Raw genomic sequence first — 24236 nt, 5'->3', positions numbered from 1 at the left:
ACCGAGCACGACGATCAGACGACGGTCCAGCCGCCGTCGACGGCGATGTTCTGGCCGGTCACGTAGCTCGCCGCCGAGCTGGCGAGGAAGAGCACGACGTTGGCGATCTCGTCGGGCGTGCCCTTGCGGCCGAGTGGGACGTTGTCGGAACGCTGCGTGGTGATCGGGCCCATGAGCCCACTCGTCGATGCGTCCTTCGGCCAGAAGTGCTCGATCTCCCCCGCCGCCATGCGGGCCAGCGTCGGAACCGGCACCACGCCGGGGCTCACCGAGTTGACCCGGATCTCGTGCGGTCCGACGTCGAGCGCCAGGCTCTTGGTGAAGTGGATGACTCCGGCCTTCGCCGTGTCGTAGCCGGTGCCGAGGCAGGGCAGCATCCCGTCGACCGATGCGATGTTGACGATCGCTCCCCCGTCGCCCTGGGCGACCATGCGCGTCGCGGCCGGCTTCGAACAGTTGAAGACGCTCGCCAGGTTGATGTCGATCGACCGCTGCCACGACTCGACCGACTGGTCGAGAATGCTGCCGGCATCGTGGTACGAACCGGCGTTGTTGACGAGGATGTCGAGGCGATCGCCGATCGACGAGAGCACGTCGTGGCACAGCGCGGGATTGGTGACATCGAGATGCACCGCCTCGCCGCCGATGTCGGCCGCGACCCGTTCGGCGCCCTCGACGTCGATGTCGCCGACGACGACGTGTGCGCCGGCCGCAGCCAGCGTGCGAGCGATGCCTTCACCGATGCCGGTGGCGGCGCCGGTGACGACCGCGGTCTTGCCGGTCAGGTCGAGCAACTGCGTCGGGTGGATGGCGGGAGTGTTGGTCATGCTGGTCACACCTCGATGAACTGCTGGGCGTCGTGGTCGAAGATCGCGTCCTGGATTCGGTCGATGACCGTGTTCCAGAGTGCCATCGCACGCTCGCTCGACGAGTCGAGCGAGCCGACGGCGAACACCGGGATGACCCAGCCGTAGACCACCGCGAGTCGGTAGTCGTCGAAGAACTGGTCGTACTCGTAGCCGGTGACGCCATTGGCGACGAGCGTCTCGTGGTAGCGATGGAGCAGGTCGGCTTCGTGTGCTCGCCGGTCGTCGGTCGAGAGGTTCTGCCCGAGGAAGTACCCGACATCGGCGGCGCCTCCGCCGACCGAGATCGACTGCCAGTCGATGACGACGACGTCGCCGGTCGAGCCGTCGGCAGCGGTCTCGAAGAACAGGTTGTCGGCGCGGAAGTCGAAGTGGACGAGCGTGTGCGGCATCGCCGCGAACCGATCGAGCATCTTCGGATGGTTGCGGCCATACGCGTCGGCAACGGGCACCATCTCGGGTCGCAGGACGCTGCCGAACACCTCCTTGAAGCCCGGGAGCGAGGCGTCGTAGATCGACTGACCCGCCTTGTTGAGCGGACCGTTGATCACCGGGATGTACGGAGCGTTTTCGAGACCCGCCCCGTTCCAGAAGCGAGCGTGGTGCGCCGCCAACCCCACGAGCGCCGCCTCGGCCTGCTCGGGTGACACCCCGGCAAGCTGGTCGCCGAGTGTGAGCTCGCCGAGGTCTTCCATGAGGAGCATGTAGCACTCGTCATTCGGCTCAGCGGCCACGTCGCACGTGACGTGATAGATGTCGGGTGTCCGCACCGGGGAGTCGCTGCTGATGTTCGCGTAGAAGCGGTGCTCACGTTCGAACACACGCGTCGGATGCATCATCGCCTTGATCTCGGGCGACTGCGTGGCGAACTTCGCGACCATCGACGTGGGCGCCGAGCCGGCCTCGCCCTCGTACGTGAGGGTCAACTCGCCGACCTCGCCCATGAACCCGACGCCGCCGGCCTGCGGGTCGACCGAGACACTCGCGACCGTGACGTCCGGACCGATGGTCGACGACTCACGAAGCGCTTCGGTGAGCCACTCGCTGGTGATCTCCGATGTGGTGGTGGGCAATCGGTCTGTCATGACGAGAACCGTACGAATGCGGTGGTCGGCGGCACGAACCGGAGCTCGACCAGGGCCGACGGGTCAGCGGGTGCGGAGCATGCCGCCGCCACCGAGGTCGTCTCGATCGTCGACCGTGGTGCTCGCCAAGCGAACGCTGACGCCGGTTTCGGACTCGTCGACCTCGTAGTGCGGCACGCCTTCCCACGCTGGTGGTCCCGAGTGCGAGCCGTCGGTGACGTCGAACTGCGCGCCGTGGAGCGGACACGTGATCTTCGTGCCCCGAAACCGTCCCTCGCTCAGCGGCGTGTCGGCGTGACTGCAGTTGTCTTCGAGCGCATGCAGTTGCCCGGCAACGCGACACACGACGATGCCGTACTTGCCGACGTCTTCGAAGCAGCGCATCTCACCATCGGAGAGATCGCTCAGGTCACCCAGGTCGGCCGTTTCGACGGCGTCGCTCATGTGAGCGGACCCATGGCGAGGTGGCGGTCGATCTGATCGTGGAAGAACTTGATACGACGCTCCTGCCACGGCATGTACTCGCCGCGGAAGCCGCGCGATCGCAGCCCTTGCTGCTGCGTCGACCAGATCGAGACGTCTTGATCGATGCCGGGACCACACGACACTTCGCCGGCGACGCCGGTCTGGTGCTCGGCCTGATGGTCGATCGACACCCAGTCACGCATCGAGTTCGACCAGTACTCCTTCGAACCCTTCGGGAACAGCGTGAGGTACCACATGTCGAAGATGCACTTCTGCGGATCGGTCGGGTGCGGCGTGCCGCGCAGCCAGATGCAGCCGTCGGGCTTCATCGAGAACGAGATGCTCGGGAACACCGTGTAGTGGTAGTTGTCGGTGAGTTGCTCGTCGGAGTAGGCCGAGAAGTCGAATCCCTTCGACTCGCCGAGTTTGCGCTTCGCCTGCTGCAACGCGATCCGCAGTTGGCTCGGATCGTCGGCGTACGGCTCCGGGTCGACCTTCCAGAACTCGAGGTCGGGCTTGAGCGACTGGAAGGCGCGCTCCGGACGGCCGGAGTAGTGCGGCCCCGGGCCGCCGCCCGGCATGATCATGCGAGCGTGCCCCGAGTCGTACATGTCGAACTGGGAACCGGAGTGGTGCTCGTTCATCGCCGGCAGGGTCTGCGGGTGCACGAACGGGAGGTGGTAGCTCTCGTTGAAGTTGTCTTGCACGCACTTCCAGTTCCAGTCACCGACGATGGTGACCCAGTGGGTGCGCCGCATGTTCTCCATCTGGTACACGTCGAGGTGCTCGGCGACCGGCGACAACCACTCGCGCAGCGGTGCCGCGTTGTCGTCCATGTTGAACCAGATGAACCCGGCCCACGTGTCGCTCTTGATCTCGATGAGGTTGCGCTTGCCGCACGGCGAGTCGCCCTGGAAGTCGGCATGGAAGTCGTCTTCGTCGGGGACCCAGTTGAGGCGGCCGTCGTCGCCGAAGCGCCACCCGTGGTAGGCGCAGGCGAATTCGCCGCCGGCCAGCGACCCGACCTCGGCGGTCACCAATCGGTTGCCGCGGTGCTGACACACGTTGTAGAAGACGCGGATCTTCTCGTCTTCGCCGCGCACCGCGAGCACCGAATCGCGGCCGATGTCGTAGGTGACGTAGTCGCCGGGCTCGGGAATCTGCTCGACGCGTCCGGCCACCTGCCACACGCGCGGGAAGAGCGCCTCCCACTCCTGGCGAGCGAACTCGGGGGTCCAATAGCGGTCACCGTTGTTCCGGGTGCTCGAGAACTCGGGCTCGGGAGCCTTGTCTCGCGGCGTTCCGGCAACGTTGACTCGGGTCGTCTCGATCGTCGTCATGTGCCTAACATAATCCGCGTTCAGTAAGTCGGTCGTGCCGGACCGGCCCACCGTCCAGATTCATCGATTCGACCAGGGGGCAACATGTCGCACATCGGCCAGCGAGCACGGTTCATCACGAGCGGGCCGAGCGCCACATGATCCGCGGCATCCACCACGTCGCGATCTCCACTCCCGACATCGATCGGCTCGCCGCCTTCTACCGCGACGGGCTCGGGTTCGAGGAGGTCATGTCGACGAGTTGGGCCGACCGTCCGATGATCGACCAGCTCATCAACGTGCCTGGTTCGGCGGCTCGCCAACTCATGCTGCGCGCCGCCAACTGCTACATCGAACTGTTCGAGTACAGCGCGCCGACGCCGGTGCCGCAGGACCCGGCGTACCCGCCGAGCAATCACGGCATCACTCACTTCTGCTTCGACATCGTCGACATCGACGCCGAGTACGAACGACTCACCGGACTCGGCATGACCTTCCACCGGGCACCGCCGACGAGCGAAGAACTCGGGTCGGCGAGCCCGCTCCGGGCGATCTACGGACGCGATCCCGACGGCAACATCATCGAACTGCAAGAGGTGCTCGACCCGTCGATCCCCTTCTCGCTCGAGCAGACCGAACTGGCCGGACCCACGCTCCGCGATCGGAGCTGACGGGCGGCTACCGTCGGCACCATGCCGAAGCTCACCGTTCACCCGCCCGAATGGATCGATTCCGCGCCCGCCGTGGCCGAGTCGAGCGTCGCCATCGATGCTCCTCCCGCGGCGGTCTGGGCGCGCATCGCCGACCACGAGTCGTGGCCCGAGTGGTTCACCGATCTCAAAAAGGTCGAACGGGTCGGCACCGGCGTGGGTGTCGGCAGCGGCCGCAAGGTCGGCATCGCGCTCATCACCATCGACGAGGAGTTCACGGCCTGGACCGAGAACGAGCACTTCGCGTTCGCCGTCACCAAGACACCGGTGCCGGTGCTGACCGCACTGGTCGAGTCGGTACGCATCGAGGAGACCGAGGCCGGCTGCACCGTCACCTACCGACAAGGAGTCGCCGGTCGCACCGGGTTCGGCTGGCTGGCCAAGCGGATCGCGGCGCAACTGCAGGGGCAGACGGGCGACGCCCTGCAGAACCTGAAGCGACTCGTCGAGGCCTGAGCGATGGCCGACGAAGCGAACCTCGCGCTGCTGTTCCTCCGAGTCGTGATCGGACTCACGATGGCGGCCCACGGCTACAACAAGGCGAAGAACCTCGCCGGCACCGCGGGCTGGTTCGACAGCATCGGCATGAAGCCGGGCAAGCTGCACGCTCGCTTCGCGTCGGGCGGCGAGATGCTTGCCGGACTCTTCCTCGCAGCCGGTCTGCTCACGTCGTTCGCGGCCCTCGGTTTCGTCGGGCTGATGACCGTCGCCTGGTACACGTCGCATCGTGACAGCGGCTTCTTCATCATCAAGGAGGGCTGGGAGTACGTGATGGTCCTCGGCGTCGTCGCCGTCACCATCGCCATGCTCGGGCCGGGCGACTGGTCGGTCGACGAGGCGATCGGCATCGCCACCGACCTCGACGGCTACGTCGGCCTCGCCATCTCCGCGGGCGGAGGCCTGGCCGCCGCGGGCGCCTTGCTGGCCGTGTTCTTCCGGCCACCCTCATGACAGTGATGTGACGCTTGACACGTCCTGCCGCGGAACGTGGCAGGATGGACACATGTCGATCTCGGCCGACTCGATCATGTTCGACCTCTGGTCGGCGTCGTACGACCGCCCCGGCCTGCAACAGACCACGTACCGGCCGGTCCACGACGCAATCCTCGAACGCATCTCGGGGCTCGACCCGGCGGTCGTCGTCGACCTCGGATGCGGCACCGGCCAACTCACCCGACGTCTGGTCGACGCGTTCCCGTCGGCCACCATCGTCGGTGCCGACCTGTCGGCCGGGATGCTCGAACGGGCACTGGCAGCCGAGACCGACGCCGGCCAGCCCCTCGTCGCCAACTACACCCGCGCGAACGCCGAACGGCTTCCGCTCGCCGAAGCATCGGCAGACATCGTGGTCTGCACCGAGTCGTTTCACTGGTACGACGACCAGCCCGCGGCGCTCGCAGGCCTCCACCGCATCATCCGCCCGGGTGGCCGACTCCTGATCGCGTCGGTGGCAGCGCTCACCGGGCTCGGCGAGGACGCACTCCGCCAGACCTCGTCGCTCGCCGGGCGACCCATCAGAGCGGTGCCGAAACGCAAGATGAAGCGGATGATCGAAGACGCTGGCTTCGAGGTCACCGATCAGGGTCGGATACTACGACTGGGGTTCGTACCGTGGCCCGTGCTCACCGAAGCCGTTCGGCACTGACACGGCCTCCACGGTCACCTCCGCTGCCGGCTCCTCGTCGATCAGCTCTTCCTCCTGCACCGCCAGCAGCACCATCGCTCCGACGTAGAGGGCGAGGAGCACCACACCGCGCGGCCGGTCGATCGAACCACCGATCGAGAGCAGGAACGACACCGCCGCCACCGCCAGCATCGCCGCCAGGCCGTACGTGGTGAGCGAATCGTCGCCGATGAGACCCGGGCCGATCAGGCCCATGCCACCGCCGACCGCCAGGGCGTTGAAGATGTTCGAGCCGAACAGGTTGCCGACGATCAGGCCGGTCTCGCCTCGACGCGCGGCAGCGACCGTGGTGACCAGTTCGGGAAGCGAGGTGCCGAGCGCCACCAGCGAGAAGCCGATGAACCCGCCGGTCACGCCGAGCTCTTCGGCGATGTCGGTCGCGCCCCACACGACGAGTTGCGCCCCGAGCACGGTGCCGATCAGGCCGATGATGGTACGACCGGCCTCGCGGCCCTTCGACAGTGGTTCGACCTCGTCGCCGATGATGTCGTCGAGCACTTCGGCCCGTCCCGAACGGATCAGCAGCAGGATCACACCGATCAGCAAGCCGACGAGGACCGCACCCTCCCACCGGGCGATGCGACCATCGACGACGAACGCCGAGAACACCAGTGCGGCACCGATGGCCAGCGGCGCCTCGCGCCGGAGCACCGCTCGCTGAATCGGCATGCGGGTGACGAACGCCGCCGTGCCGAGCACCAGTGTGAGGTTGGCGACGTTGGAGCCGACGATGTTGCCGACACCGAGATCGCGATCTCCGCTCGCCGCGGCCAGCGACGACACCAGCAGCTCGGGCGCCGAGGTGCCGAAGCCCATCACGACCGCACCGATCACCACCGGCGGGAGCGACAGCAACAGACCGAGCCTCGACGAACCGAGCACGAATTGGTCGGCCGACCAGACGAGCGCGGTGAGTCCCGCGATCAGAAAGACGATGTCGAGCAACACAGTGTCGGGAGGCTACCGAGCATCGACCACCGAGCCTTCGCCAGCGACGATCAGTCGTCGAGTCGCCTGACCGTTGCCGGGAGGCCGGTCGTGCCGTGTGCCATCCCGGTCATGCGGTGCAGGTTCTGTGTGCCGCTGAGCTTGCCGAACAGTCGGGTGCCCGCGGCGGTGATCGCTCCGTCGACGGTGATCGACTCGCCGCTGACGAACCGACTGTCGGGTCCCGCCAGCCACAACGCCGCACCGGCGATGTCGGACCCCTCGCCGCGCTCGGGCCACGGCTGCAGCTCGCGCATCAGCCCTTCGGCGTGCGCTTCGTCGCCCGCATGCATCAGCGGCGTGAAGATCAGCCCCGGGCAGATCGCGTTGACCCGGATGTGATGCGCAGCGAGTTCGAGCGCCGTGGTCTGCGAGAGGTTGATGACGGCTGCCTTGGCCGCTGAGTAGGCCTGCGGGCCGTTGCCGCCACTCTGTCCGGCGACCGACGCCGTGTTGATGATCGAGCCGCCGTCGCCCTGTTCGATCATGACCCGCGCGGCGTACTTCGTGCCGAGGAAGACACTGCGGACGAGCACACCGAACGTGGCGTCCCAGTCGTCGACGTCGATCTCGGTGATCGGACCGAACGCTCCCCCGATCCCGGCGTTGTTGAACATCACGTCGAGACGACCGAACGCCTCGACCGCGAGCGACACCGTGGACGCGACGTCGGCTTCGACCGACACGTCGCAGCGGATGAACCGGGCCGCCGAGCCGAGTTCGGCGACCGCTCGCTCCCCCGCCTCGACATTGAGGTCGGCGATCACCACGCGCGCGTCCTCTGCGACGAAGCGCTGCGCCGAGGCGAGCCCCATTCCGCTCGCTCCACCGGTGATCACGGCGACGGTGCCGTCGAGTTGTCCCATCACGCCATCCTGGCAGTGCGTCAGAGGTCGGCGAGAAACCCGTCGACGCGCGACGTCCACGTGGCGAGTTCGTCCATCGTCGACGCAATCGAGACCTCGGTGTTCGGCATCACGTCGGCGAGCCGGTCGGCGGTCGACACCGGGTGACCCGGGTCGCCCGACCACGCGAGGATCAGCGTCGGGACCGCGATCGCCGCGACCGCATCCTCGGGAGGAAAGTCGGCGCCCGTCGCTCCACGGAACACGGCGGCGAGGCGAGTCGGGTCGGTGGCTCGCAACGACTCGGCACGCCGCGCCTTGAACGTGGCTGTGTCGGCGACGAACGGGTCGGGCGGCGCGATGCTCGCCGACCCGGCGATCAACGGTTCGACGCCCTTCGTCTCGACGATCGCCGCCATCGTCTCGTACATCCGGGCCTGTTCCTGGCGCGTCTCCCAGGCGGTGGGAGGAATCACCAGGACGAGTCCGGCGAGTCGGTCACCGAGCAGCGCCGCCGAGTGCAACGCCGTGGCGGTTCCCATCGACGCCCCGCCGACCGCCACCCGGTCGAGACCGAGCGCATCGATCAACTCGACCTGGTCGAGGGCGAGGCGATCCCAGCGCCCGTCGTCGGACGACTCGAGGTCGCCCGACCGTCCGTGGCCACGAGCGTCGTAGCGGACCACCCGGCGTGCGCTTCGCAGCACGCTCGTGTCGACCAGCGGGAACTCGTCTTCCGAGGCCATGCTCGACGACAGCCCGTGCCCCCACACGAACGGCACCGGCCCGTCGGGCCCCGCATCGTCATACGCGAGCTCGCAGTTCCGAATCGTCATGGTCGCCATCGCGCCAGTCTGGCGCAGACGAGGTGACGGAAGGGCGGTGGAGCCAGCCGAGCGCTTCGGTCGCTGCGCCGAGCATGGCAACGGTGACGAGGATGATCGCAGGATCGTGGATCACCTCGGCGGGATGCACGGTGTCGACGAACGGCAGCATCGCGATCGCCACACCGACCTTGGCGCCGACACTGGACGGGTTCGGCCGACGCGGTCGACCGCCGATCACCCCGAGCGCCAGCGCTGCGAGCAGCGACAGTTCGATCACGAGGTAGAACACCGACGGATCGACCGCCCCCATCGCGACGAACACCACGTTGAGCGTGATCGCAGCCCAGAGCGCCGGCCGCAACCATCGCGTGGTGACGAAGCAGACGCCGATCGCCAGTTGGCCGATCATCACCGCCACCGCGATCACCCCGGCGAGAGGAGCGAACAGGTCGTCGATCAACGGCCCCATGAACGGCAGCGCCGTCTCCCGCTGCACGTCGAGGAACTGTCGGAGCTTGTCACCGGTCCACCAGTCGGCGTCGATGAACTTCTCGATACCCGCTCGCAACCAACCGAAACCGAGGAAGATGCGAATCGGGAAGAGCAGGATCGCTCCGCGTAGTGCGTCGGATGCGCGGTGCAGAACGGGACGTTCGAGGAGTTGTTGAACCATGGCCCGATGCTGCGGACCGCAGGTGAAGGCGCCGATCAGGCCGCCACAGGATCAGCGAAAGAAGCCAGCCCCAAACCGGTGCGTCAGCGGTTGCCGCCGTTGACCAGCAGCGTCTGACCGGTGACCCACGAAGCCGCGTCTGATGCGAGGTACACGACGGCGTTGGCGACGTCTTCGGGTCTGCCGAGGCGACCGAGCGGAATCCCGAGCTTCTTGCCGAGGCCCGGGATGTCTTCCTCGGAAGCACCGAAGAACTCCATGAACACCTCGGTCGGCACCGGGCCCGGGGCCACGCCGTTGACCCGGATGCCACGCGACGCGAGCTCCGACGACATCGTGCGGGTCAGGCTGTCGACGCCCGCCTTCGCGACGGCGTACGGACCGTTGTTGGGCGACGGCTTGAGCGCCGCACCCGACGAGATGTTGATGATCGATCCGCCTTCTTCGAGCACGGCTGCTGCGGCTCGCGCTCCGGTGAACACGGCGCGCAGGTTGAGATCCATCTGGTAGTCCCACTGGCGGTCGGGCATGTCGGCCAGGTGGCGCGGCGTGCGGTCGTCGGCGCCGCCGGCGTTGCTCACCCAGAGCGTGACCTTCCCCATCTCATCCTTGGCCTGCTTGGCGAGCGACTCGACGAACTCACCGTCGGTGATGTCGCCCGGAATCGCGAGCGCCCGGCGCCCGAGCGCCCGCACCTTGTCGGCGACCGCGTTGATCTCGTTCTCGCGTCGAGCGGTGAGGACGACGTCACATCCCGCCTCGGCGAGTCCGATCGCGATCCCCTCTCCGATGCCACGGCCGGCGCCGGTGACCACGGCGACGCCGTCGGTGAGTGCGAATCGGTCGAGGATGCTGTCTGCCATCCTCCGAGCCTGTCAGCCACCCCCGGACGCGAACGAGCCGGACGCTTTGTCTCTGAGACAAAGCGTCCGGCTGGTGCGGATCAGTAGATCTCGATGAGGCCGGCAGCGCCCTGGCCGCCACCGATGCACATCGTGACGACGCCCCACTTGGCGCCGCGACGCTTGCCCTCTTGCAGGATGTGCCCGGCGCAACGCGTGCCGGTCATGCCGAAGGGGTGGCCGATGGCGATCGAGCCACCGTTGACGTTGTACTTCTCGGGGTCGATGCCGAGCGTGTCGCGCGAGTAGAGGCACTGGCTGGCGAACGCCTCGTTGAGCTCCCACAGATCGATGTCGTCGACGGTGAGACCGTGGCGCTTGAGCAGCTTCGGCACGGCGTAGATCGGGCCGATGCCCATCTCGTCGGGCTCGCAACCGGCGACGGCCCAGCCCTTGAAGGCGCCCATCGGCTCGATGTCACGCCGCGACGCTTCTTCGTCGGACATCATCACCACGGCGGCCGCACCGTCGGAGAGCTGCGACGCGTTGCCGGCGGTGATGTAGTTGCCTTCACCGCGGACCGGGCCGAGCTTGGCGAGGCCTTCGAGGGTGGTCTGCGGGCGGTTGCACTCGTCGCGGTCGACGACGTAGTCGACGATCGACTCTTCCTTCGTCTCGCGGTCGACGAGCTTCATCTTCGTCTCCATCGGGACGATCTCGTCGACGAACAGTTCGTTCTCCTGGGCACGCGCCATGCGCTGCTGTGACTCGAGCGAGTACTCGTCCTGGTACTCACGCGACACGTTGTAGCGCTCGGCCACGATGTCGGCGGTCTCGATCATCGCCATGAAGATGGCCGGGTACTGGTCGGTCAGCGCCGGGTCGACGCCACCGAGGCTGTCGATGCCGCCACCCGGCATCGTGATCGATTCGACGCCACCGGCCACGGCGACGTCGACGCCGTCGAGCTTGATGTGGTTGGCGGCGACAGCGATCGAGTTGAGACCCGACGAGCAGTGACGCTGAATGGTGTTGCCACCGGTCGTGACGGGCAGGCCGGCGAGCAGACCGGCGAGGCGACCGAGGTTGCCGGCACCGTGCGCACCGTTGCCGAGGGCGACGTCTTCGACGGCTTCGGGCTCGACGCCCGACTTGGCCACGGCGTGCTTGATGGCATGCGCTGCCATCGACATCGCCGGGGTCATGTTGAATCCGCCTCGGCCAGCTTTGGCGAGACCGGTACGGGCGTAGGAAACGAAGACTGCTTCGCGCATGGGAACTCCTGTTGGATCGGGTGCCGGACGGCGACCGCCAGACGATGGATAGCACGGTCACGCTACTCCTCATTCGGATCGTCCTCCCAGACGCCGGCCGCCGACAGCGCCCGTTCGATCGCGGCAGGTGGTCGAAAATCTGGGAACCTGAGCCGATGAGGTACACCAAATTCGGCAACACCGGCCTCGACGTCTCGGAGATCTGCCTCGGCTGCATGAGCTACGGAGCGTCGGATCAGGGGACGCATCCGTGGTCGCTCGACGAGGAGACGTCGCGTGGATTCATCCGCGATGCGCTCGACGCGGGCATCAACTTCTTCGACACGGCGAACGTCTACTCGGCGGGCACCAGCGAGGAATACGTCGGCCGGGCGCTCGCCGACATGGGCAACCGCGACGAACTGGTGATCGCCACGAAGGTCTTCGGCCCGATGCGCAAGGGTCGCAACGCCGCCGGGCTGTCACGCAAGGCGATCATGACCGAGGTCGACGCGAGCCTGCGCCGCCTCGGCACCGACTACATCGACCTCTATCAGATCCATCGGTTCGACCCGCGGACGCCGATCGAGGAGACCATGGAGGCGCTCCACGACGTCGTGAAGGCGGGCAAGGTCCGCTACATCGGCGCGTCGTCGATGTGGGCCTGGCAGTTCCTGAAGATGCTCCACGTCGCCGACACGCACGGCTGGACCAGGTTCGTCAGCATGCAGAACCACTACAACCTGCTCAACCGCGAGGAGGAGCGCGAGATGCTCCCGCTCTGCGACGACCAGAACATCGCCGTGATCCCGTGGAGCCCGATGGCGCGCGGCAAGTTGACCCGCGAATGGGACACCGAGACGAACCGCACCGAGACCGACGAGTTCGGCAAGCTGCTCTACGACACGTCGGCATCCGACCGGGTCATCGTCGACCGCGTCGGCGAGGTCGCCGAACGCCACGGCGTCTCGCGGGCGCAGGTCGCGCTGGCCTGGATGCTGCGCAAGCCGAACATCACCGCGCCGATCATCGGCGCGACGAAGCCGCACCACCTCACCGATGCGGTGGCCGCACTCGATCTCGAACTGACCGACGACGACGTCACCTCGCTCGAAGAGCCCTACACGCCGCATCCCGTGGTCGGGTTCGCCTGATGGGTCGCCTCGAGAACAAGATCGCGCTCATCACGGGCGGCGCCCGTGGCCAGGGCGCTGCCGAAGCCGAACGCTTCGCCGCGGAAGGCGCCACCGTCTACATCACCGACGTCCGCGACGACGAAGGCCAGGCGACCGCCGAACGACTCGGTGAACAGGTCCGCTTCATGCACCACGACGTCACCTCCGAGTCGGATTGGATCGCCGTCACCACGAGCATCGTCGAGCAGGAAGGCCGCATCGACGTGCTCGTCAACAACGCCGGCATCTTCCAGATCGCCCGCTCGCTCGACACCTCACTCGACGACTGGAACCGCATGGTCGCCATCAACCAGACCGGGGTGTTCCTCGGCATCCGTGAAGCCGGGCGGATCATGAAGGCCCAGGGCAGCGGCAGCATCGTCAACATCTCGTCGGTCGCCGGTCTCGGCGGCGTCGGCGTCTCGCACGCCTACTCGGCGACCAAGTGGGCGGTGCGGGGCATGACCAAGTCGGCGGCGCTCGAGTTCGCCAGGTCGGGAGTCCGGGTCAACTCCGTTCATCCGGGGATCATCGCGACCGACATGATGCACGAGGCCGACACCGACATCGACGCGATGACCGCGGGCATCCCGATGGGGCGCACCGCGACCGCCGACGAGGTCGCCAACGTCGTGCTGTTCGTCGCCTCCGACGAGGCGTCGTACTGCACCGGCCACGAGTTCGTCGTCGACGGGGCGATGAAGGCATGAGCTTGCTTCCGAGCGAACTCCTCGACATCGGCGCCGAGTGCGGCCGTCTCCTGAAAGCGCGTGGCGAGACCGTCGCCACCGGCGAAGGCAGCTGTGGCGGCTTGGCCTCCACCGCGTTGCTCGCGGTGCCCGGTGCGTCGGCGTACTACCTCGGCGGCAGCGTCGTCTACACCCGCAACGCGCTCGACGGCATGCTCACCGGCCCGGTCGAGCGGCCGCGCAAGCTGCGCGGCGCGTCCGAGCCGTGGGCCACACACCTGGCGCGGGCATCACGGACGCATCTGCGGGCGACGTGGGGCATCGGCGAAGGCGGCGCGACCGGCCCGACCGGCAACCCGTACGGCGATCCGGCCGGCCACGCCTGGGTCGCGGTGTCGGGCCCGAGCGAGGCGGCGCGTCACGTGCTCACCGGCAGCGACGACCGCCTCGCCAACATGGTGGCGTTCGCGACCGCGGCCCTCGAACTGTTCGCCGAGGAACTCGCTCGCTAGCCCGCGAGTTCGTCGTAGAGCTCGGCGAGGCTCAGCGCGGCGCCGCGTCCGGCGAGTCGTCCGTACTCGGCGGGGCCCAACCGCTCGCGCGTCTCCGCTTCGACGCGCGCAGCCATCTCGCGAGTCGCCACCACCGGCAGCTGGCCGGTCCGGTCGAGATAGTCGAGGTACCACCCCAGCGCGAGCGCCGCTCGTTTCGGATCATCGCGTTCGAGTGCAATGGCGGCGACGATCGTCGGCGCCGCTCGCTGAGTGAACAGGTCGAAGGGGCGAAGCGTCGACCGGATGGCGTCGAGGGCATACTGCTCGGCGAGGTCGAGTGCGTCGGAACGATGGGCGACGACCGCAGCGGCGACCTCCGCCTGGCACACACTCGACGGGTCACCCAACCGAGTCGCCGCCGCGAGCCCCCGCTCCACCAGGCGCCAGGCACGATCGAGCTCGCCCGTCTCGGCGTGCACCATGGCCTCGAAGCGCAGCGACAGCGCGACGCTGTTCGAGCTGCCGACCGATTCGGCGGTGCGACGCAGATCGCGGTACGCCTCGATGGACTCGTCGAACTGCCCGGCATACCAGAGCGCATTTCCGAAGAGCCACATGACGAGCAGCTTCGGGCCGGTCGGCTCGGGATGATGCGTGATGAGTTCGCGATAGGCCGCCACCGCGTCGTCGTACCGGCCCGAGTTGAAGGCGGCCGAGCCTTCGATGTTGAGCCGGACGTTGGGCACCAGCTCGGCCATGCCTTCGCTGCCCATCTCGTCGAGCAGTGCGCTGGTCTTGCGCACGTCACCGGCCGCGTAGCTGACGAACGATGCCACGCCGGCGACGAGTCGATACAGCACGGGCGGCGCCGTCGCCTTGTGCGTGCGCAGAGCTCGCTCGATCAACTCGAGCCCTTCGACGTTGCGACCCTGTGTGGGCCACCACAGTGCGGCGCATCCGGCGAGCACCAGTTCGCGACCGTCGCCCGCTGCATGAAGAATGTCGTGCGCCCGAGCCAGTTCGCCCGCCACCTGCCCCACCCGGAGTACCGACGGCGAGTTGAACATCTCGGCCTGCGCGGTTTCGAGCACCGCCTCGGCGAGCCACATCTCGTGCTCGGCGACCGACTCACCCGGATCGCTCGCGTCACCGAGTATCGCCGAACGAACGGTGTCGAGCACGCGGTACTCGCTGCGATCGTCGAGGTCGACGCGTACGACGAGCGATCGGCTGACGAGGTCGGCGAGCCCCTGCTCCACCGCGGTGTCGTCGAGTGGCGCAGACGACCAGATGTGGCAGGCCGTGGCGAGATCGAAGGCACCGCGATGCGTCGCCAACCGTCGCAGCAGCACGCGGGTCGTCGAATCGAGCTGCGCGATGCTCCACGCAGCCGCGGCAGCCGTACTGCGGTGGCGAAGCGGTCGACCGTCGTCGGGGGCGAGCAACTCGCCGCGTCGTTCGAGCGAGGCGAGCGTGTCGGTCACGCCGAGATCGCCGACTCGCGCCGCCGCGATCTCGAGCGCGAGCGGAATCCCGTCGAGCCGGTCGACGAGACGCTCGAGCTGTTCGGGGTCGTGGCGACCTGGTTGTTCGAGCTGCGACGTCACCATCGCCGAGGCATCGGCTGCCTGCAACGGTCCGAGCCGCATCACCGACGCCTCCGCGACGTCGAGTCCGACCTGTGAGGTCACGAGGCACGTGCCACGCCGATCGGCGGCGAGCCGGCCGACCACGGCACCGACAGCACCGATCGCCACCTCGGCGGTGTCGATGACGACGGTGGCATCGGTGCGGCGAACGTTGTCGACGACGCTCGCCGCCAGATCGACGTGTGGTTGCTCGCCGACGCCGAGCTCGTCGGCGAGCGCGCGCCAGATCGATGGTTCGTCGGCCACTGCGAGTTCGGCGACGTCGACGGCGGCCACCGTGTCGACGCCGACCTGGTCGACGAACGCCAACGCGAGCGCGGTCTTGCCGACACCGCTCGGCCCCACGATCGTGACGGCGGGGCTCGACTCGACGGCATCGCGGAGTCGGGCGAGGTCGTCGGCCCGGCCGACGAGGTCGACGCGGGATCGCCGAACCCGAGCCGGCGCCGACGACGGAGCAGCCGCTCCACCCGCCAGCGCCCCACCCGCCAGCACGTCGATCTCGTCCTCGGCGTGTTCGAGCACCGCGTGCTCGAGGGCCGTGATCGACGGGCCGGGCTCGAGTCCGAGGTCGGCACGCATGCGCGTCGTGTACTCGCGGCACGCGCTCAGTGCGCCGCGCTGGTCGCCCGACCGGTACAGCGCGATCACGAGCTGCTCGACGAGACGCTCTCGATACGGATGCGTCGACACCGCGTCACGCAACAGGTCGACGAGTCGCGCTCCCCCGCCCTGTGCCAACTCGATGTCGGCCCGACGTTCGACGACACGGGCGTGCGCCTCGCGCACGCGCACCGAGGCGGCGACGAGATCGGGATGGTCACCGAGTTCGGCGAACGGTTCACCCCACCCGTCGAGCAGTCGATCGAGCGTCGCCGCACCGACATCGGCCGCCGACGCAGCCTGTTCGAGATCGAGCGAGTCGAGACGCCAGCCGGCACCGACTCGCAACCGGTACCCGGTGGATTCGGTGGCGATCACCGAACCCGTCGATCGCCGCGGGCGATCGGGCTCGAAGAGGTCGCGCAGCTCCGACACATAGGTCTGCAGCGCGGTACGAGCCGACTTGGGTGGGTCGTTCGGCCAGATCGCCTCGATCAGCGCATCCTCGGCGATCGTGCGCCCGGCACGAGCCGCCAACAGCGCCAGGATCAGCCGGTGTCGACCGCCGCCGACTGGGCGTGCGTGCGACACCGTGTCGTGGGAGACCGCAACGTCGCCGAGCACCTGGATACGCACACCGCCGATAGTACGTGACCAGGCGTAACGGCGCATCGGCGACGCGTTGCCAACTCGACCGCTCGGGTCGGAACGGTCGCGGCGTATCCTCGGAGACATGCCCCAGTCGTCCGGTTCCGCTCACGTCGCGCTCGTGCCGGCGTGATGCCGACCACGACACCACCGATCCTCGGCGGCGCCACCATCATCGGAGGTTGGCGCGGCGTCGACTCCCCCGCGTTCGCCGACGCCGAGATCACCAGCGCGATCGAAGCGTTTCGTTCGCCGTCGTTCGTGGTGATCGATCCGCAGACCGGTCGGCGCGGCATCGCCACCGGCGGCTCTCTGGTCGACGCCGACACGCCAGGAGCGTGGCCGGTGAGCGCCGCGCTCCCCGCCATGTACCCCGAGTGGCTCGGCGATCGGAGTTTCAACGAGACACACGGCGCCCGGTTCCCGTACGTCACCGGGGCCATGGCCAACGGCATCGCCACCACCCGACTCGTGATCGAGATCGCTCGCGCCGGCGGCCTCGGATTCTTCGGTGCTGCCGGGCTGAGCCGTGACGTGGTGAGCACAGCGATCGACGAGCTCGTCGCCGCGCTCGGCCACGACGACCTCCCGTGGGGCTGCAACCTCATCCACTCGCCACAGGAACCGGCACTCGAGGCGGCGGTCGCCGACCTCTACATCACTCGCGGTGTGCGCCGCGTCTCCGCGGCCGCCTACATGTCGCTCACGCCTGCGATCGTGCGCTACGCCTACCACGGCGTGCACGTCGACGCCGCCGGCGTCGTCCGCCGCCCCAACGCCGTGTTCGCGAAGATCTCGCGGCCGGAGGTGGCCCGCCACTTCGTGCACCCGGCGCCGCCGGCCATGCTCGACGCGCTCGTCGCCGAGGGGTTGCTGACCCGCGACGAGGCGCAACTCGCCGCCCGCCTGCCGGTCGCCGAAGACATCACCGTCGAGAGCGACAGCGGCGGCCACACCGACAACCGACCCCTCGGACCGTTGTTCTCGTCGATCCAGGCCGTCCGTGACGAAGCCGTCGCCGCGCACGGCTACACCCGCCCGATCCGCCTGGGTGCCGCCGGCGGCATCGGGACCCCACAGGCGGCGGCCGCCGCGTTCGGTCTCGGCGCGGCATACGTACTCACCGGCACGGTCAACGAAGCGTGCGTCGAATCGGGCCTCTCGACCGAGGGCAAGCAGATGCTCGCCGCCGCCGACATCGCCGACGTCGCCATGGCGCCCGCGGCCGACATGTTCGAACTCGGCGTCGACCTCCAGGTCCTGAAGCGCGGCACGATGTTCGCACCGAGAGCCCGCCGGCTGCACGACCTGTACACCACCTACGCATCGCTCGACGAGATCCCCCGCCACGAACTCGACGAACTCGAACAGAAGATCCTCGGTGCCTCGGTCGACGAGTCGTGGCGGACCACGCGCGAGTTCTGGAACGAGCGAGACCCCGAGCAGGTCGCCGAGGCCGAACGAAACCCGCGCCACAAGATGGCGCTCACGTTCCGCAGCTACCTGGGCCTGTCGAGCCGATGGTCGATCGACGGTGCGACCGAGCGCCGCCTCGACTTCCAGATCTGGTGCGGCCCGGCGATGGGCGCGTTCAACGCCTGGGTGTCGGGCTCGTTCCTCGACGACCCCGCCAACCGGACGGTCGCCCAGGTCGCGAAGAACCTGCTCGAAGGGGCCGCCGTCACGACCCGCGCCCACCAGTTCCGCACCTACGGCGTGCCGGTTCCCGCACCGGCGTTCCGCTACCACCCACGCCCGCTCGACTGAACGACCGCCTCCGAAGGACCCGATGACCATCACTTCGACCGTCACCTCGCAAACGACTCGACCGCCCATCGCGGTGGTCGGCGTGTCGGCGCTGTTCCCCGGCTCGATCGACTCCACCGGCTTCTGGAACGACATCCTCTCGGGTGCCGACCGGATGACCGACGTGCCCTCGACGCACTGGCTGATCGACGATCACTACGATCCCGACCCGTCGGTCCCCGACAAGACCTACGGTCGGCGTGGCGGCTTCCTCGACCCCATCGACTTCGACGCGCTGGGATTCGGTGTGCCGCCGAGCGTCATGCCGTCCACCGACACGGCGCAGTTGCTGGCGCTCATCGTCGCCCAGCGCGTGCTCGATGACGCAACCCGCGGCCAGTTCAGCGAACTCGACCGCAGCCGCGCGTCGGTGATCCTCGGTGTCACCTCGGGTCAAGAGTTGTTCGGTGCGATGGCCAGCCGGATGAACCGCCCCATGTGGCTCCAGGGCATGCGCCGAGCCGGCATCCCCGAAAACGCCGCGCAGGCGGCGTGCGATCAGATCCTGGCGCTGCACCCCGAGTGGACCGAGAGCACGTTCCCCGGGCTGCTCGGCAACGTGGTCGCCGGCCGGATCGCCAACCGGCTCGACTTCGGCGGCACCAACTGCGTCACCGACGCCGCGTGCGCATCGTCGTTCTCGGCGATCTCGATGGGCGTCAACGAGCTGTACCTCGGCGACAGCGACCTCGTCATCGCCGGCGGCGTCGACACCATGAACGACATCTTCATGTACATGTGCTTCTCGAAGACACCGGCGCTGTCGAAGTCCGAAGACATCCGTCCGTTCTCCGACCAGGCCGACGGCACCATGCTCGGCGAGGGCATCGGGATGGTCGCACTGAAGCGCCTCGACGACGCCGAACGCGACGGCAACGACATCTACTGCGTGGTCAACGGCGTGGGCGCGAGCTCCGACGGCAAGTCGAAGAGCGTGTACGCCCCCGTGTCGTCGGGTCAGGCCCGAGCGCTCACCAACGCCTACTCCAAAGCGGACTACGGGCCCGACACCGTCGAACTGGTCGAAGCGCACGGCACCGGCACCGTCGCCGGCGATGCCGCCGAGTTCGGCGGCCTCGAGCTCGCGTTCGACGCGAGCGGTCGCACCGATCGTCAGTGGTGCGCGCTCGGCTCGGTGAAGAGCCAGATCGGTCACACCAAAGCCGCTGCAGGCGCCGCCGGGTTGTTCAAGGTCGTCATGGCGCTGCACCACAAGGTCCTGCCGCAGACCGCCAAGATCGATGCTCCGAACCCGATTCTCGACCTCGAGAACTCCCCGTTCCACCTCAACACCACCACCCGTCCGTGGGTGCGCAGCTCCGATCACGAGCGACGCGGCTCGGTCAGCTCGTTCGGCTTCGGCGGATCGAACTTCCACATCACCCTGTCGGAGTACACCGGTGATGGGCCGCGCGCCCCGCGGCTGCGCACGGCCGACGTCGAACTCGTCGTGCTGTGCGGAAACGACCCGGCCGACCTGATGCACCAGGCACGCGAGCATGCCGACGCCGCCACCCTCGGCGGCTACCTCGCTCATCTCGCGCAGACCAGCCAACGCGCGTATCGCGCCGAGGCGGCCGTCCGCCTCGCCATCACCGCCACCGACGAGGCCGACCTCGCCGCCAAGCTCGATCAGGCGATCGCCTGGATCGCGAGCGACCCGGCGCAGTCGATGTCGACCCCGGCCGGCATCCACTACGGCACCGGGCAAGCGACCGGCGACGTCGCGTTCGTCTTCCCCGGCCAGGGAAGCCAGTACCTGCACATGGGGTCCGGCCTCGCGATCAACTCCGGGGCAGCGATCAGCGCCTGGGACCTCGCCGCCGACATGGACTGGGACGACCGGTCACTGCACGAGGTGGTTTTTCCGATCACGTCGTTCGAGTCGGGTGCCGACACCGCAAACCAGTCGTTGCTCACCGCCACACACTGGGCGCAACCAGCGATCGGCGCGACGAGTCTCGCCATGCTCCGAGTCCTCGAGTCGATCGGCCTTCGAGCCGATCACGTCGGCGGACACAGCTTCGGTGAGATCACCGCGCTGCACGCGTCGGGTGCGTTGACGGCCGCCGACATGCTCCGCGTCGCCAAGCAACGCGGCGTGCTCATGGCCGAGGCCGCACAGATCTCGGGGTCGATGACCGCCGTGACCGGCACGATCGACGCGGTTCGCTCCATCGTCGACCAGTCGAGTGCCGAGGTCGTCGTGGCCAACCACAACAGCCACCGCCAGGTGGTGTTGTCGGGGCCGACCGACGCGATCGAACAGATCGAGGCCGAACTCGCTGCCGCCGGTGTGGCGGCCAAGCGTCTTCCGGTCGCCACCGCCTTCCATTCGCCGGTCGTGAGCGGTGCGAGCGATGCGTTCGCGTCGTTCCTCGACGGCGTCGACTTCGCTGCGCCCACCGTGCCGGTGCACGCCAACGAGACCGCTGCGCCGTATCCGGCCGACACGGGTGAGATCAGAGCTCAGCTCGCCCGACAGTTGTCGAACCCGGTGCGCTTCGTCGAGATGATCGAGTCGATGTACGAGCGGGGTGCCCGGACCTTCGTCGAGGTGGGCCCGTCGACGATCCTGACCGGTCTCATCGGCAACATCCTCGACGGACGCGAGCACCAGGCGATCCCGCTCGACAAGAAGGGTCGCGGCGGACTCGCCGCCTTCTCCAACGGCCTCGGCCGACTCGCGGCGGCAGGCATCGACATGGATTTCGGTGCGCTGTGGGACGAGTACGGCGACCTGCCGAACCCGCACGACGCCGAGGCCCCGAAGTTGGCCATCGCCATCGCCGGTTCCAACCACGACAGCCCCTATCCGCCCCACGATCTCACCGAACTCGCCGAGGCCAACCCCGTGACCGCTCCCGTCCCACCCACACCCGCACCCGCCACGCCGGCACCAGCGACGGCTGCACCAGCCCCGGCACCGGCACCGGCACCGGCACCGGCGGCTCCCGACGCCGCCGTGCTCGCGGCGTATCAGAACGCGCAGCAACAGACCGCTGCCGCGCACACGGCGTACCTGAACACGATGGCGCAGGCCCACAGCGCGTTCCTCGACGCCGCCCAACAGGGCATCGCCGTCCTCGGCCAACTCGCGGGAGCCGAGGTGAGCGACATCGCGCCACCAGCACCCGCAGCACCCGTACCGGCGCCACGCGTCGCCGCACCAGCTCCAGCGCCCGCGCCAGCCCCGGCACCCGCACCAGCCCCAGCCCCAGCCCCGGCACCGGCACCGGCACCGGTGGCAGCAGCGGCCGACGCACCCGACATGACCGCACTACTCCTCGGCGTCGTCTCCGACCGCACCGGCTACCCCACCGACATGCTCGACCGCGACATGGAACTCGAATCCGACCTCGGCATCGACTCCATCAAACGCGTCGAGATCCTCAGCGCCATGCAAGACCTCGTCCCCGACCTCCCCGACGTCGACCTCAGCGTCATGGCCGGACTCGCCACCCTCGGCCAGATCACCGACTACCTCACCGACCAACTCGACACCGCACCGACACCCGCACCAGCCCCCGCACCCGCACCCGCACCCGCACCCGCACCGGTGGCAGCAGCGCCCGCCGCGCCCGACATGACCGCACTGCTCCTCGGCGTCGTCTCCGACCGCACCGGCTACCCCACCGACATGCTCGACCGCGACATGGAACTCGAATCCGACCTCGGCATCGACTCCATCAAACGCGTCGAGATCCTCAGCGCCATGCAAGACCTCATCCCCGACCTCCCCGACGTCGACCTCAGCGTCATGGCCGGACTCGCCACCCTCGGCCAGATCACCGACTACCTCACCGACCAACTCGACACCGCGCCGGCACCGGCACCGGTGGCAGCAGCGGCCGACGCGCCCGACATGACCGCACTGCTCCTCGGCGTCGTCTCCGACCGCACCGGCTACCCCACCGACATGCTCGACCGCGACATGGAACTCGAATCCGACCTCGGCATCGACTCCATCAAACGCGTCGAGATCCTCAGCGCCATGCAAGACCTCGTCCCCGACCTCCCCGACGTCGACCTCAGCGTCATGGCCGGACTCGCCACCCTCGGCCAGATCACCGACTACCTCACCGACCAACTCGACACCGCGCCAACACCGTCGTTCGGGCGATTCGTCGTGCGCGCTGAGGCGGCCCCGATGGCCAACGCCCCGACACCCGGCCTGTCCGACGGCACGATCGCCATCACCGACGACGGCGGCGGGGTCGCACCCGCGCTGGCCTCCCTGCTCGGTGACCAGGGCGTGCGAACCGTCGTCGTCCCGACCGACGACCCGCTCACGCACAGCGGTGTGATCCACCTCGGCAATCTCCGGCCCGTCGACGACGCCGCCGCAGCCGCCACCCGCAACCGCGAGGCGTTCCAGACCGCGCAGGCGTTCGCAGCGAACGCCGCCGACGGTGGACTCCTCGTCCTCGTCGACGGCCAGGACGGCGCCTTCGGCACGTCCGCCGCCGCACACCCGACCGACGTCTGGTCGAGCGGCCTCGCCGCGCTGGCCAGAACCGCAGCCCTCGAGTGGCCGGACGTGACGGTGCGAGCGATCGACATCGAGCGCGGCCAGCGGAGCCCGGAAGCCATCGCCGCATCGATCGCCGTCGAACTCCTCGGTGGCGGACCCACGCCCGAGGTCGGCATCGCCGCCGACGGCAGCCGAGCGGTGCTCAGCGCAGTACCGATCGACGTCGAGCCCGGCACGCTGCCGCTCGACTCGTCCGACGTGGTGGTCGTGTCGGGCGGTGGGCGCGGCGTCACCGCGGCCACCATGATCGAGCTGGCCCGGAGTTCCTCGGCCACCTTCGTGCTGCTGGGCCGCTCACGACTCGGCGACGAACCCGAGCACTTCCGTGCCGCCATCGACGACGCCGAACTCAAGCGGGCGGCGCTCGACGCGGCGACCGCTGCCGGCGACACCGTGACCCCTGCAGAACTCGACCGAGTGGTCGGCCAGGTGACGGCCAACCGTGAGATCCGAGCGACGATCGCAGCGATCGAACACGCCGGTGGCGCCGCGCACTACCGCGCCGTCGACATCACCGACCTCGCCGCCGTGGAGCAGACGCTGGCAGCGATCCGCAACGAGATCGGGGCGATCACCGCGGTGGTCCACGGTGCCGGTGTGCTCGCCGACAAGTTGATCGTCGAGAAGACGACCGACCAGTTCGACCGCGTGTTCGACACGAAGGTGGTCGGGCTCCGCAACCTGCTCTCGGCGACCGCTGCCGACGACCTGAAGGTGTTGTGCCTCTTCTCGTCGGTCGCAGCGCGGACCGGCAACGTCGGACAGGCCGACTACGCGATGGCCAACGACGTGCTCAACAAGGTCGCCATCAGCGAACGAGCGCGACGGGGCGACCGATGCCTCGTCAAGTCGCTCGGCTGGGGCCCCTGGGCCGGAGGCATGGTCACGCCCACACTGAAGCGGCACTTCGAGGCGCTGGGCGTCGAACTGATCGACCTGCAGGTCGGAGCGCAGATGCTCGTCGACGAGTTGTCGAGCCCGCAGTCCGACCAGGTCGAGGTGGTACTCGGTGGCGGGGTGCTCACCACCTCGGTGACCACTGCGGCGCCGCTCGCCCAGGTCAGTGCATGACCTCGGTCTGC

The 24236-nt window shown here is 68.4% G+C and carries 20 protein-coding genes; 9 read left to right on the top strand and 11 right to left on the bottom strand.

What is annotated here, in order from left to right:
* Positions 1-14: 14 nt before the first annotated feature.
* From YM304_RS06825 to YM304_RS06810, 4 genes are all read right to left on the bottom strand, one after another.
* Positions 15-827, bottom strand: a complete 813-nt coding sequence (locus YM304_RS06825) for an SDR family NAD(P)-dependent oxidoreductase (protein ID WP_015440922.1) — start codon at positions 825-827, stop codon at positions 15-17.
* Between the two features lie 5 nt (positions 828-832).
* Positions 833-1951: an oxidoreductase family protein gene (locus YM304_RS06820; RefSeq protein WP_015440921.1), complete on the bottom strand. Its 1119-nt coding sequence runs from the start codon at positions 1949-1951 to the stop codon at positions 833-835.
* A gap of 63 nt (positions 1952-2014) precedes the next feature.
* Positions 2015-2395, bottom strand: coding sequence for a Rieske (2Fe-2S) protein (locus tag YM304_RS06815; RefSeq protein ID WP_015440920.1), 381 nt, complete (start codon positions 2393-2395; stop codon positions 2015-2017).
* Positions 2392-3756 (bottom strand): aromatic ring-hydroxylating oxygenase subunit alpha, encoded by a 1365-nt coding sequence (locus tag YM304_RS06810; protein WP_015440919.1) that lies wholly within the window; start codon positions 3754-3756, stop codon positions 2392-2394. The genes YM304_RS06815 and YM304_RS06810 overlap by 4 nt, the downstream gene beginning before the upstream one ends.
* 137 nt (positions 3757-3893) lie before the next feature.
* Between YM304_RS06810 and YM304_RS06805 the strand changes: the two genes are divergently transcribed.
* Genes YM304_RS06805 through YM304_RS06790 form a run of 4 tightly spaced genes read left to right on the top strand, consistent with a single transcriptional unit; the run spans position 3894 to position 6090 of the window.
* Positions 3894-4406 (top strand): VOC family protein, encoded by a 513-nt coding sequence (locus YM304_RS06805; RefSeq protein ID WP_015440918.1) that lies wholly within the window; start codon positions 3894-3896, stop codon positions 4404-4406.
* A 21-nt stretch (positions 4407-4427) separates the two neighbouring features.
* Positions 4428-4901: an SRPBCC family protein gene (locus tag YM304_RS06800; protein WP_015440917.1), complete on the top strand. Its 474-nt coding sequence runs from the start codon at positions 4428-4430 to the stop codon at positions 4899-4901.
* 3 nt (positions 4902-4904) lie between these two features.
* Entirely contained in the window at positions 4905-5396 is a 492-nt protein-coding gene (locus YM304_RS06795; RefSeq protein WP_015440916.1) for a DoxX family protein, read from the top strand.
* 52 nt (positions 5397-5448) lie between these two features.
* Positions 5449-6090 carry a class I SAM-dependent methyltransferase gene (locus tag YM304_RS06790; protein ID WP_041298082.1) on the top strand — a complete coding sequence of 214 codons (642 nt, stop codon included), beginning with the start codon at positions 5449-5451 and terminating at the stop codon, positions 6088-6090.
* On the opposite strand, the gene YM304_RS06785 is transcribed toward YM304_RS06790, so the two are convergent.
* From YM304_RS06785 to YM304_RS06760, 6 genes are all read right to left on the bottom strand, one after another.
* Positions 6037-7077: a calcium/sodium antiporter gene (locus tag YM304_RS06785; protein ID WP_015440914.1), complete on the bottom strand. Its 1041-nt coding sequence runs from the start codon at positions 7075-7077 to the stop codon at positions 6037-6039. The genes YM304_RS06790 and YM304_RS06785 overlap by 54 nt on opposite strands.
* 50 nt (positions 7078-7127) lie before the next feature.
* The gene (locus YM304_RS06780; protein WP_015440913.1) at positions 7128-7982 is read right to left on the bottom strand and encodes an SDR family NAD(P)-dependent oxidoreductase; all 855 of its coding nucleotides are present in this window, start codon (positions 7980-7982) and stop codon (positions 7128-7130) included.
* Between the two features lie 20 nt (positions 7983-8002).
* The gene (locus YM304_RS06775; protein ID WP_015440912.1) at positions 8003-8797 is read right to left on the bottom strand and encodes an alpha/beta fold hydrolase; all 795 of its coding nucleotides are present in this window, start codon (positions 8795-8797) and stop codon (positions 8003-8005) included.
* The gene (locus YM304_RS24635; RefSeq protein ID WP_015440911.1) at positions 8766-9461 is read right to left on the bottom strand and encodes a hypothetical protein; all 696 of its coding nucleotides are present in this window, start codon (positions 9459-9461) and stop codon (positions 8766-8768) included. The genes YM304_RS06775 and YM304_RS24635 overlap by 32 nt, the downstream gene beginning before the upstream one ends.
* An 83-nt stretch (positions 9462-9544) precedes the next feature.
* Positions 9545-10324 (bottom strand): SDR family NAD(P)-dependent oxidoreductase, encoded by a 780-nt coding sequence (locus YM304_RS06765; protein ID WP_015440910.1) that lies wholly within the window; start codon positions 10322-10324, stop codon positions 9545-9547.
* Between the two features lie 80 nt (positions 10325-10404).
* Complete coding sequence (locus tag YM304_RS06760) at positions 10405-11577, bottom strand: thiolase family protein (protein ID WP_015440909.1); 1173 nt, start codon at positions 11575-11577, stop codon at positions 10405-10407.
* 155 nt (positions 11578-11732) lie between these two features.
* Between YM304_RS06760 and YM304_RS06755 the strand changes: the two genes are divergently transcribed.
* Genes YM304_RS06755 through YM304_RS06745 form a run of 3 tightly spaced genes read left to right on the top strand, consistent with a single transcriptional unit; the run spans position 11733 to position 13932 of the window.
* Positions 11733-12710: an aldo/keto reductase gene (locus YM304_RS06755; RefSeq protein WP_015440908.1), complete on the top strand. Its 978-nt coding sequence runs from the start codon at positions 11733-11735 to the stop codon at positions 12708-12710.
* A complete protein-coding gene (locus tag YM304_RS06750) occupies positions 12710-13441 on the top strand; it encodes a glucose 1-dehydrogenase (protein ID WP_015440907.1) in 732 nt (243 codons plus the stop codon). The genes YM304_RS06755 and YM304_RS06750 overlap by 1 nt, the downstream gene beginning before the upstream one ends.
* Positions 13438-13932 (top strand): CinA family protein, encoded by a 495-nt coding sequence (locus YM304_RS06745; RefSeq protein WP_015440906.1) that lies wholly within the window; start codon positions 13438-13440, stop codon positions 13930-13932. Before YM304_RS06750 ends, YM304_RS06745 begins: the two co-directional genes overlap by 4 nt.
* Here the strand turns inward: YM304_RS06745 and YM304_RS06740 are convergent.
* Entirely contained in the window at positions 13929-16838 is a 2910-nt protein-coding gene (locus tag YM304_RS06740; protein WP_162142045.1) for an AfsR/SARP family transcriptional regulator, read from the bottom strand. The two genes, YM304_RS06745 and YM304_RS06740, sit on opposite strands and share 4 nt — an antisense overlap.
* Before the next feature lie 108 nt (positions 16839-16946).
* Between YM304_RS06740 and YM304_RS06735 the strand changes: the two genes are divergently transcribed.
* Positions 16947-18581 carry a PfaD family polyunsaturated fatty acid/polyketide biosynthesis protein gene (locus tag YM304_RS06735; protein WP_015440904.1) on the top strand — a complete coding sequence of 545 codons (1635 nt, stop codon included), beginning with the start codon at positions 16947-16949 and terminating at the stop codon, positions 18579-18581.
* A gap of 22 nt (positions 18582-18603) precedes the next feature.
* Positions 18604-24225, top strand: coding sequence for a type I polyketide synthase (locus tag YM304_RS06730; RefSeq protein WP_015440903.1), 5622 nt, complete (start codon positions 18604-18606; stop codon positions 24223-24225).
* Positions 24226-24236 lie beyond the last annotated feature (11 nt).

Origin of the sequence: Ilumatobacter coccineus YM16-304 (assembly GCF_000348785.1) — a bacterium.
Classification (GTDB): domain Bacteria; phylum Actinomycetota; class Acidimicrobiia; order Acidimicrobiales; family Ilumatobacteraceae; genus Ilumatobacter_A; species Ilumatobacter_A coccineus.
This window is presented reverse-complemented; position numbering and strand designations above follow the sequence as displayed.

Excerpts from the sequence above, each read along its gene's own strand:
- YM304_RS06735 (WP_015440904.1), top strand. The coding sequence starts at position 16,947 with ATGCCGACCACGACACCACCGATCCTCGGCGGCGCCACCATCATCGGA.
- YM304_RS06745 (WP_015440906.1), top strand. The coding sequence starts at position 13,438 with ATGAGCTTGCTTCCGAGCGAACTCCTCGACATCGGCGCCGAGTGCGGC.
- YM304_RS06740 (WP_162142045.1), bottom strand. The coding sequence starts at position 16,838 with ATGCGCCGTTACGCCTGGTCACGTACTATCGGCGGTGTGCGTATCCAG.
- YM304_RS06800 (WP_015440917.1), top strand. The coding sequence starts at position 4,428 with ATGCCGAAGCTCACCGTTCACCCGCCCGAATGGATCGATTCCGCGCCC.
- YM304_RS06765 (WP_015440910.1), bottom strand. The coding sequence starts at position 10,324 with ATGGCAGACAGCATCCTCGACCGATTCGCACTCACCGACGGCGTCGCC.
- YM304_RS06755 (WP_015440908.1), top strand. The coding sequence starts at position 11,733 with ATGAGGTACACCAAATTCGGCAACACCGGCCTCGACGTCTCGGAGATC.
- YM304_RS06825 (WP_015440922.1), bottom strand. The coding sequence starts at position 827 with ATGACCAACACTCCCGCCATCCACCCGACGCAGTTGCTCGACCTGACC.
- YM304_RS06815 (WP_015440920.1), bottom strand. The coding sequence starts at position 2,395 with ATGAGCGACGCCGTCGAAACGGCCGACCTGGGTGACCTGAGCGATCTC.
- YM304_RS06780 (WP_015440913.1), bottom strand. The coding sequence starts at position 7,982 with ATGGGACAACTCGACGGCACCGTCGCCGTGATCACCGGTGGAGCGAGC.
- YM304_RS06795 (WP_015440916.1), top strand. The coding sequence starts at position 4,905 with ATGGCCGACGAAGCGAACCTCGCGCTGCTGTTCCTCCGAGTCGTGATC.
- YM304_RS06730 (WP_015440903.1), top strand. The coding sequence starts at position 18,604 with ATGACCATCACTTCGACCGTCACCTCGCAAACGACTCGACCGCCCATC.
- YM304_RS06750 (WP_015440907.1), top strand. The coding sequence starts at position 12,710 with ATGGGTCGCCTCGAGAACAAGATCGCGCTCATCACGGGCGGCGCCCGT.
- YM304_RS24635 (WP_015440911.1), bottom strand. The coding sequence starts at position 9,461 with ATGGTTCAACAACTCCTCGAACGTCCCGTTCTGCACCGCGCATCCGAC.
- YM304_RS06810 (WP_015440919.1), bottom strand. The coding sequence starts at position 3,756 with ATGACGACGATCGAGACGACCCGAGTCAACGTTGCCGGAACGCCGCGA.
- YM304_RS06775 (WP_015440912.1), bottom strand. The coding sequence starts at position 8,797 with ATGACGATTCGGAACTGCGAGCTCGCGTATGACGATGCGGGGCCCGAC.
- YM304_RS06805 (WP_015440918.1), top strand. The coding sequence starts at position 3,894 with ATGATCCGCGGCATCCACCACGTCGCGATCTCCACTCCCGACATCGAT.
- YM304_RS06760 (WP_015440909.1), bottom strand. The coding sequence starts at position 11,577 with ATGCGCGAAGCAGTCTTCGTTTCCTACGCCCGTACCGGTCTCGCCAAA.
- YM304_RS06820 (WP_015440921.1), bottom strand. The coding sequence starts at position 1,951 with ATGACAGACCGATTGCCCACCACCACATCGGAGATCACCAGCGAGTGG.
- YM304_RS06790 (WP_041298082.1), top strand. The coding sequence starts at position 5,449 with ATGTCGATCTCGGCCGACTCGATCATGTTCGACCTCTGGTCGGCGTCG.